General features: G+C 71.0%; 6 protein-coding genes and 1 pseudogene. 6 read left to right on the top strand and 1 reads right to left on the bottom strand.

The genetic code is table 11. The features are described from left to right. The 3 genes from EQG76_RS18555 to trpE form a co-directional block, all read left to right on the top strand. Window positions 1-533 (top strand): MFS transporter (locus EQG76_RS18555; protein WP_159715864.1); only part of this gene is annotated, 533 nt, incomplete at its 5' end. 149 nt (window positions 534-682) lie between these two features. After that, the gene (locus tag EQG76_RS18550) at window positions 683-2,584 is read left to right on the top strand and encodes a peptidylprolyl isomerase (protein WP_159715863.1); all 1,902 of its coding nucleotides are present in this window, start codon (window positions 683-685) and stop codon (window positions 2,582-2,584) included. A gap of 122 nt (window positions 2,585-2,706) precedes the next feature. Then, window positions 2,707-4,212 carry an anthranilate synthase component I gene (gene trpE, locus EQG76_RS18545; RefSeq protein WP_159715862.1) on the top strand — a complete coding sequence of 502 codons (1,506 nt, stop codon included), beginning with the start codon at window positions 2,707-2,709 and terminating at the stop codon, window positions 4,210-4,212. Window positions 4,213-4,260: 48 nt separating this feature from the next. Here trpE and EQG76_RS18540 read toward each other — a convergent pair whose 3' ends face one another. Next, window positions 4,261-6,018 carry a divergent polysaccharide deacetylase family protein gene (locus EQG76_RS18540; protein ID WP_159715861.1) on the bottom strand — a complete coding sequence of 586 codons (1,758 nt, stop codon included), beginning with the start codon at window positions 6,016-6,018 and terminating at the stop codon, window positions 4,261-4,263. A 239-nt stretch (window positions 6,019-6,257) separates the two neighbouring features. Between EQG76_RS18540 and EQG76_RS18535 the strand changes: the two genes are divergently transcribed. The 3 genes and pseudogenes from EQG76_RS18535 to EQG76_RS18525 form a co-directional block, all read left to right on the top strand. Continuing rightward, window positions 6,258-6,842, top strand: coding sequence for an anthranilate synthase component II (locus EQG76_RS18535; protein ID WP_159715860.1), 585 nt, complete (start codon window positions 6,258-6,260; stop codon window positions 6,840-6,842). Then, on the top strand, window positions 6,839-7,876 hold the full coding sequence (gene trpD / locus EQG76_RS18530; RefSeq protein ID WP_159715859.1) for an anthranilate phosphoribosyltransferase: 1,038 nt from the start codon (window positions 6,839-6,841) through the stop codon (window positions 7,874-7,876). Before EQG76_RS18535 ends, trpD begins: the two co-directional genes overlap by 4 nt. Continuing rightward, a pseudogene (locus EQG76_RS18525) lies at window positions 7,873-8,168 on the top strand (indole-3-glycerol phosphate synthase TrpC); the annotation flags it as partial. The gene trpD and the pseudogene EQG76_RS18525, both read left to right, overlap by 4 nt.

The following is an 8,168-nucleotide window of genomic DNA, read 5'->3' as shown; positions in this document are numbered from 1 at the left end:
GGCTGATCCAGACCCACTGGATCACGCTGTGCGGCGACTTCGGCGTGGCACCCGTGGGTGCCGCCGGCATCCTCGCGGTGATCGGCCTGTTCGACCTGGCCGGCACGATCGCATCCGGCTGGCTGTCCGACCGCTACGACAATCGCTGGCTCCTGTTCTGGTATTACGGCCTGCGCGGCCTCTCCCTCCTGGTCCTGCCGCTCACCGGCTTCTCCATGTACGGCCTGACCCTGTTCGCGGTGTTCTATGGCCTGGACTGGGTGGCGACGGTGCCGCCGACGGTGCGCCTGGCCGCGGACCGGTTCGGCAAGGAGCGTGCCAACCTGGTGTTCGGCTGGGTCTTCATGGGCCACCAGCTGGGTGCTGCGGCCGCAGCCTATGGCGGAGGTGCAGCCCGCGACGGCTTCGCCAGCTATCTGCCGGCTCTCTATGCCGCGGGCGCGCTCTGCATCCTGGCTGCCTTCCTGGCGCTCACCATCGGTCGCGGCGACCGCCAAAGCGTCCTGGTCGGCGTCCAGCCGGCGCGCTCCTGACCGGCTCCGGGCGGCTTGGCGCAAGGCCGCGTTGCCCGGACCACCCCGCATGGCTATGTTCCGCGCCGTTCCATCTTGGCACCACTGGTCCGCCAGCGTTGCCTCCTCCTCATGCCAAGCGGCCGACTGCCAGGAAGATCGCCGGTCACATGTTCGAGAAGCTCAAGAAGTCCATCGTCAAGGCGATCGTCGCCGTCTTCGTCGGCCTGCTGGTCCTGAGCTTCGCGGTCTGGGGCATCGGTGACGTGTTCCGCGGCGGCACCGGCGGCGACACGCTGGTGACGGTCGATGACTTCGAGGTGACCCTGCCGCAGGCGGAGAGCCGGCTCGAGCAGGAGCTGCGCGAGCTGCGCCAGCGCTCCGGCCGCTATATTGAGCGCGACCAAGCGATGGCGATGGGACTTGGCCAGCGCGTGCTGGCGGAGCTAATCACCGATCGCACCATCGAGGCCCACGCGCGGGCGCTGGGCGTGGAGGTCGATGACGCGACCCTGGCACGGATCACTGCGGCCAACCCGGTCTTCCAGGTGGGCGGCCGCTTCAGCAAGCAGCGCTTCGACGAGCTGCTGCGCGCCAACGCCATGACCGAGCAGGGCTATCTCCAGTTGGTCCGCCTAGGGGAGTTGCGCCGGCTCCTGGTCGACAGCGTGACAGCCGCGGCCGCCCCGCCCGCCATCGGGCTGGACCTCCTGCACCGCCATCGCGAGGAGCAGCGCGAGGGCCGGGTGCTGGAGGTGCGGGCCGACGCGGTCGAAGGGGTGGCAGAGCCGGACGAGGCGGCGCTGGCGGCATATCTGAAGGAGCACCAAGCCGAGTACCGAGCGCCTGAGTACCGCACGATCACCGTGGTGACGATGCGCCCGGAGGATCTGGCGCCGGAAATCGAGATCCCGGAGGACCGGCTGCGTGCCGCCTATGACGAGCGCGCCCAGGAGTTCACCGAGCCCGCCAGCCGCACCGTGCTGCAGATCGACGGGCCGGACGAGGCCACGCTCGGCGAGGTACGCAGCCGGATCCAGGCCGGCGAACCGGCCGAGGCAGTGGCGAGCGAACTGGCCGATCGCGGCGTGCAGGTCCAGGACCTGGGCAGCGTCGCCAGGGGCGGCTTCCCCGACCGGATCGTGGAGGACGTGATCTTCGCCGCTCCGGTCGGTGGGGTCAGCGAGATCACCCAGACCGGCTTCGGCAACAGGGTGATGTTCGTGGTCCAGACGGAGGAGCCGGAGCGCCGGCAGCCGTTCGAGGAAGTCCGCGACCGGCTGCACGACGAGCTGGCTCTGGCCCAGGCCGCCGACGACCTGCCGAGCCTGGAGAATGCGGTGCAGGACCGGATCGCCGGCGGTGCGAGCCTGGAGGAGGCGGCGCAAGCCGGCGGCTTCACGCCACGTCGGATCGAGAAGACCGACCAGATCGGCCATGATCGATCGGGCGAGCCGATCGAGCCGGAACTGCCGGAGGAGGTCCTCCAGACCGCGTTCGCCACCAGCCAGGGCGTGATCTCGCCCATGGAGACCCTGGCGGACGGCGGCGCCTATCTGGTTCAGGTCGACGCGATCGAGCCAGAGCGCGACCGCCGCCTGGATGAGGTGCGGGACGAGGTGCGGGAGACTTGGCTCGGGGATGCGCGGCAAAAGCGTGCCAAGGAAGTGGCCAAGGCGCTGCACGAGGAAGTTCTGGCTAGCAAGAGCCTGGAGGAAGCCGCCAGTGGCCAGCCGGCTGCCGCGGTCGTGGCGATCGGGCCGGTCAAGCGCACGGACATGGGCGAGACCGGCGAGCTCGGCCCGCAGTCGGTCGAGCGGCTGTTCGCCAGCGCGGTCGGCCAGCCGCCCGAGGCGCCGCTGGAGCTGCCCAACGGCTATGGCTTCGTGGTCGTCGACCGCGTCATCCCGGCCGAGGGCGAGCCCGGCGACGCGCTTGAGGGCGAGATCACCAGCGAGATGGCGACCGATCTCGCCGACCAGTACGACCAGGCGCTGCGCCAGCGCTTCCCGCCCGTGGTCCATGAGCGGGCACTCGCCACCTTCCTGCGCGCCGACGGGCAGCCGCAGTGAGCGGCTCGCCCGCCACGGCAGGGGCCGGTCTCGCCGCGGTGGTCCGGCTCCAGCGATGGTGACGCTCGACGGATCCCGTTCCAGCGCCTGAACCGTTCCCGTCCCGATCGAGTGTCCCGCCCGTGAAGACCCTGCCCGATTCCGCCGAGTTCGCGACGACCTATGACCGGGGTGCTCCCGCCGTGGTCTGGACGGTGATCCCGGCCGACCTGGAGACCACCGTCTCGGCCTGGATGAAGCTCGGGGAGGGCCGGCCCTACGGCATCCTGCTGGAAAGCGTGGAAGGTGGGGCGGTACGCGGCCGCTATTCGGTGATCGCGGTCAAGCCCGACCTGATCTGGCGCTGCTTCGGCGACCGGCCCGAGATCAACCGGAACTTCACTGAAGCGCCCCGGGACTTCCAGCCGCTGGACGAGCCGTCGCTGGCCTCCCTGCGCCGCCTGATCGGCGAGTGCCGCATCGACCTGCCGCCTGGCCTGCCGCCCATGTCGGCCGGCCTGTTCGGCCAGATGAGCTACGACATGGTCCGGCTGATGGAGCGGCTGCCGGAGAAGAACCAGGACCGGCTGGGCCTGCCCGACGCGGTGTTCCTGCGCCCGACCCTGGTCTGCGTGTTCGACAACGTGTTCGACCGGATGACCCTGATCACCCCGGTCTGGCCGAGAGCCGGTGTCTCCGCCGCCGCCGCCTACGAGGCCGCCTGCGATCGGCTGGCCGAGGCGCTGGCCGAGCTGGAGCGGCCGGTGGCCCACGAGCTGCGCGCCACCGAGGCGGCCGAGATCGTGCCGGTGCCCAACATGAGCCGGGCCGACTACCATGCGATGGTGGAGGCGGCGAAGGAGTATGTCGCGGCCGGCGACATCTTCCAGGTGGTGCCCTCGCAGCGCTTTACCGCCGAGTTCACCCTGCCGCCCTTCGACCTCTACCGCTCGCTGCGCCGCCTCAACCCCTCGCCCTTCCTGTTTTACCTGGACCTGGACGGCTACCAGCTGGTCGGCTCCTCGCCGGAGATCCTGGTGCGGCTGCGCGACGGCACCGTCACGATCCGGCCGATCGCCGGCACGCGGCGGCGCGGCGTCGACCGCGCGGAGGACGCGGTCCTGTCCGCCGACCTGCTGAGCGATCCCAAGGAGTTGGCCGAGCACCTGATGCTGCTGGATCTCGGCCGCAACGACGTGGGCCGGGTCGCCCAGATCGGCACGGTGCGGGTCACCGAGAAGATGGTCGTGGAGTACTACTCCCATGTCATGCACATCGTGAGCAATGTCGAGGGCAAGATCCGGCCGGACCGGGACGCGCTGGACGCGCTGATCGGCGGCTTCCCTGCCGGCACGGTCTCCGGCGCCCCCAAGGTGCGCGCGATGGAGATCATCGAGGAACTGGAGCCGGAACGGCGCGGCTTCTATGGCGGCACGGTCGGCTATTTCGGCGCCGACGGTAACATGGACAGCTGCATCGCCCTGCGCACCTCGCTGATCAAGGACGGGCGCATGTACGTGCAGGCCGGCGGCGGCGTGGTCGCCGACAGCGATCCAGAGGCCGAGTACCAGGAAAGCTGCAACAAGGCGAAGGCGCTGATCCGCGCCGCCCAGGACGCGGTGGCGCTGGCCAACGACCGGGCCAACTGACGGCAAGACTCCCGGCTGGCCGGACGCGCGCCGCGTCCGGCCACGGTCTCAGTCCGCCAGCGCCTTGGCCACCCGCTCGTCGCTACCGGGCGCTGCGCAGTCGAACGCGGTGGCGGCCTCGTTGCGGCAGGTGTCGACTGTCACGAGCTTGCTCAGGGGCACCAGCCGGACCCCGCGTGCCTCGGCCTCCGGCAGCCACGTCATCAGCGCATCCACCGTCTCCCGGTGCGGATGGCCGATCGCCACCGCATAGCCGTGGGCCCGCGCCCGGCGCTCCAGCAGTTGGAGCTGGCGGGTCACCGCCGCGACCGTCGGCTCGTTGTCCAGGAACACGTCGCGGCCGATCGCCGGCACCCCCGTGCCGAGCGCCACTGCCTGGGCCTTGCTGCGCCCCACCGTGCGGCTGTCCAGGAAGAACATGTCGTGGTCGGCCAGCGCCGCCATCACCGCCTGCATGGTCTTGGGCGCCGCCGTGGCGCGGCTGCCCATGTGGTTGTTCATGCCGACGGCACCCGGCACGGCGGCGACCGCCTTGTCCACCGCGGCCCTGACCTCCGCATCGCTCATGCTGACCCGAATGGCGCCCGGCCCCGGATTGGCGCTGCCGGTGGCCTCCATCGGCATGTGCAGCAGCACGTCCAGTCCCGCATGGGCCGCATCGCGCACTGAGGGCACCACTTCCGGCCCGCTCGGCAGGAACGACAGGGTCAGCGCTTGGCCGGATTCGATCAGCCGGCGCACGACCTTGCGGCTGTAGCCGAGATCGTCGATCACGATCGCGATCGTGGGCCCGCGCAGCCGTTCCGGCATCAGATGCCGGCGGTTCGGCCCAGCCTGCGGCATCGGTTCCGGATCGACGACTGGTGCCACCGGCTGCACGCCGGGCTCCTCGAACGCCGGTGCGGGCTGGGCACTTGGCTCCAGGACTGCCGCGGGCGGAACCTCGGGCTCGACCGGCTCACGGACCAGCGGCGACGGATCCGGCGGAGCCGGGATGACCGGCTCGGGCCCGGCCGCCGGTGCGAGGGCCGCCAGCAACGGACCGGCTTGCGCCGGTGCGGCGTCGGCAGGCGCAGGCCTGGGCCGGACGACCTCGAGCGCGGCGGCTTCGGTCGGTGCGGTCTCTGCCGGGACAGCCTCGACCGGGGCAGCTTCGGCCGCAACCTCCGCCGGTAGGTCGGCCGGAGCGGTCGCGACCGCCCTTGGCTCAGCCGGCGCCGGTGCTGCCGGAGCGGCCGCTGCAACCAGAGCCGGGGCAGATTCGGCTGGCGTGGCGGCGACCACCACTGGCTTGGCCAGCACAGGTGCTGCCGGAGCGGCGGCGGCGACCGGAGCCGGGGCGGCCGGTGGTGGCGCGGCCAGCCTGGGTGCGCTGGTTGCCAGCAATGGCGGCAGCGCCGCTGCCGGCGATTCTGTTGCCGGTGGGGTGGCGGCGGCCACCGCGACCGTGCCGGTTGCCGCAGCCGGCGCCGGCTTGGCTGCCAGGAATTCGGCCGGCTCGGGAACCTCGCGCAGGGTCGGCGGCTGTTCAGCCAGACTGCCGGATCGGACCGGGACCGCGTCCCGCATTGGGCCCGCCTCGCGCATGAGCGCCGCCTGCTGCATGGGGATGGTCTGCTGCACCAGGACCGCCGGGCGCTCGGAATGGACGGCGCGCTGCCAGTCCGACTTCCAGCGGGCGTCGTCCCATGCGGTCACTGCCACGAAGCCCACCGCCGTGGCGGCGATCGTGGCCGACCACGCGATGGCGGGCAGGCTGCGCTTCAGCCAGTTTCTGGTCTTCCGGGATAGGCTCGGCAGCTTCATCTGGTCCGGCAAATTGCGCTGTCACTGTTGACCACGACGGCGCGGCCGCACCGGCTGGCATTTGACTGGCCATTATGGCCAGGCCTGGAAAAGATGAAAGTCCGCTTTGGACGCACCTCGCCTCCCAATCCACCCGCGGGGCGAGCCTCGCACCACCGTTTCCCGCCAGGATCTCGACGTGGCTCCTGCCTGGGGCTAAGGCTCGGGCCCTGATGGCCCCTGCTCGGAATCCAGGCAAGATGTTGCTGCTGGTCGACAATTACGACAGCTTCACGTATAACCTCTACCATTATCTGGGCGAGCTGGGTGCCACCACCGAGGTCTGGCGCAACGATGCGCTCAGCGTCGATCAGGTGCTGGACATGGGACCAGAAGCGATCGTGCTCTCACCCGGCCCCTGCACCCCGAACGAGGCCGGCATCTGCCTGGAGCTGATCGACCGCGCTAAGGGCCGCATCCCGATCCTGGGCGTGTGCCTGGGCCACCAAGCGATCGCCCAGGCGTTCGGCGCCACGGTCGCCCGGGCGCCCAGGCTGATGCACGGCAAGACCGACCGGATCGCCCATGACGGCACCGGCGTGTTCAAGGACCTGCCCGACCCGTTCACCGCGACCCGCTACCATTCGCTCTGCGCCGTCCCGGAGACCGTGCCGGACTGCCTAGTGGCCAATGCCAGTTCGGACGACGGCGTGATCATGGGCCTGCGCCACCGGGAGTTCCTGATTCACGGCGTCCAGTTCCACCCGGAAAGCATCGAGACCGCAGAAGGCAAGCACCTGCTGCGGAATTTCCTGGAGCTTGCCGGGGTGGGAGGCCAGGCATGAGCACGACCCCTTCAGGCAACGGCATGAAGTCGATCCTGATGAAGCTCGCGGAACGTGGACCTCTGTCGGGTGCGGAGGCGCGCGAGGCCTTCTCGGTGATCATGGACGGCAGCGCCACCCCGGCCCAGATCGGCGCCTTCCTGATGGCGCTCAGGGTGCGCGGCGAGACGGTCGACGAGATCGTGGCCGCCGCGTCCGCCATGCGCGACCGGATGATCCGGATCCAGGCACCCGCCGATGCGGTCGATACCTGCGGCACCGGCGGCGACCATTCCGGGACGCACAACATCTCGACCGGCGTGGCGCTGGTGACGGCCGGCGCGGGTCTGCCGGTGGCCAAGCACGGCAATCGGGCGGCGACGTCCCGGTCCGGCTCGTCCGACGTGCTGTCCGAGCTGGGGGTGAAGCTGGACTGCGGGCCGGCGCTGGTCGAGCAGGCGATCCGCGAGGCCGGGGTCGGCTTCATGATGGCGCCCAACCACCATCCGGCCATGCGCCATGTCGGCCCGGTCCGCGCCGAGCTGGGCGTGCGCAACATCTTCAACTTCCTGGGCCCGCTGGCCAATCCGGCCGGGGTGAAGCGCCAGGTGGTGGGCGTGGCCGCGGCCGCCTGGGTCGAGCCGATCGCCCAGGCCTTCCTCCAGCTGGGCGCGGAGCGTGCCTGGGTGGTGCATGGCCGGGACGGGCTGGACGAGCTAACCACCACCGCCCCCTCCCTGGTCGCCGAGGTCAGGGACGGCCGGGTCAACGTGTTCGAGGTCGGACCCGAGGAAGCCGGGATCGAGCGCGCGCGCTCAGGTGACCTGAAGGGCGGCGACGCGGCGTTCAACGCCGCGGCCCTGCGTGCGGTCCTGGCCGGCCAGCGCGGCCCGCTGCGCGACGCGATCGTCTATGGCGCTGCCGCGGTGCTGCTGGTGGCCGACCGGGTGGGCGACCTGCGGGAGGGCGCACGGCTGGCCGCTGCGGCCATCGACGAGGGTCGGGCGGCACGGGCGCTCGAGCGAATGATCGAGATCACGCGGAGCTGCGCATGAGCGACGTCCTGGCCGAGATCTGCGCGGTCAAGCGCGACCATGTCGCCGCCGGCAAGCGGACGCGCAGCATGGCATCGCTCCTGGCCGAGCTGCCGGACGAGGCGCCGCGCGGCTTTGCCGCCGCTCTGCGCCGCACCTGCGACGGCGGCGGCCATGCTCTGATCGCCGAGGTGAAGAAGGCCTCGCCCAGCAAGGGCCTGATCCGCGCCGACTTCGACCCGGCCAGGCTGGCGCAGGCCTATCGGGACGGTGGTGCCAGCTGCCTGTCGGTGCTGACCGACACCCCCTACTT

The organism is Geminicoccus flavidas, from assembly GCF_009806515.1.
GTDB classification, from domain to species: Bacteria; Pseudomonadota; Alphaproteobacteria; order Geminicoccales; family Geminicoccaceae; genus Geminicoccus; species Geminicoccus flavidus.
The sequence above is the reverse complement of the archived record's forward strand: the minus strand, read 5'-3'. Positions and strand labels throughout refer to the sequence as shown.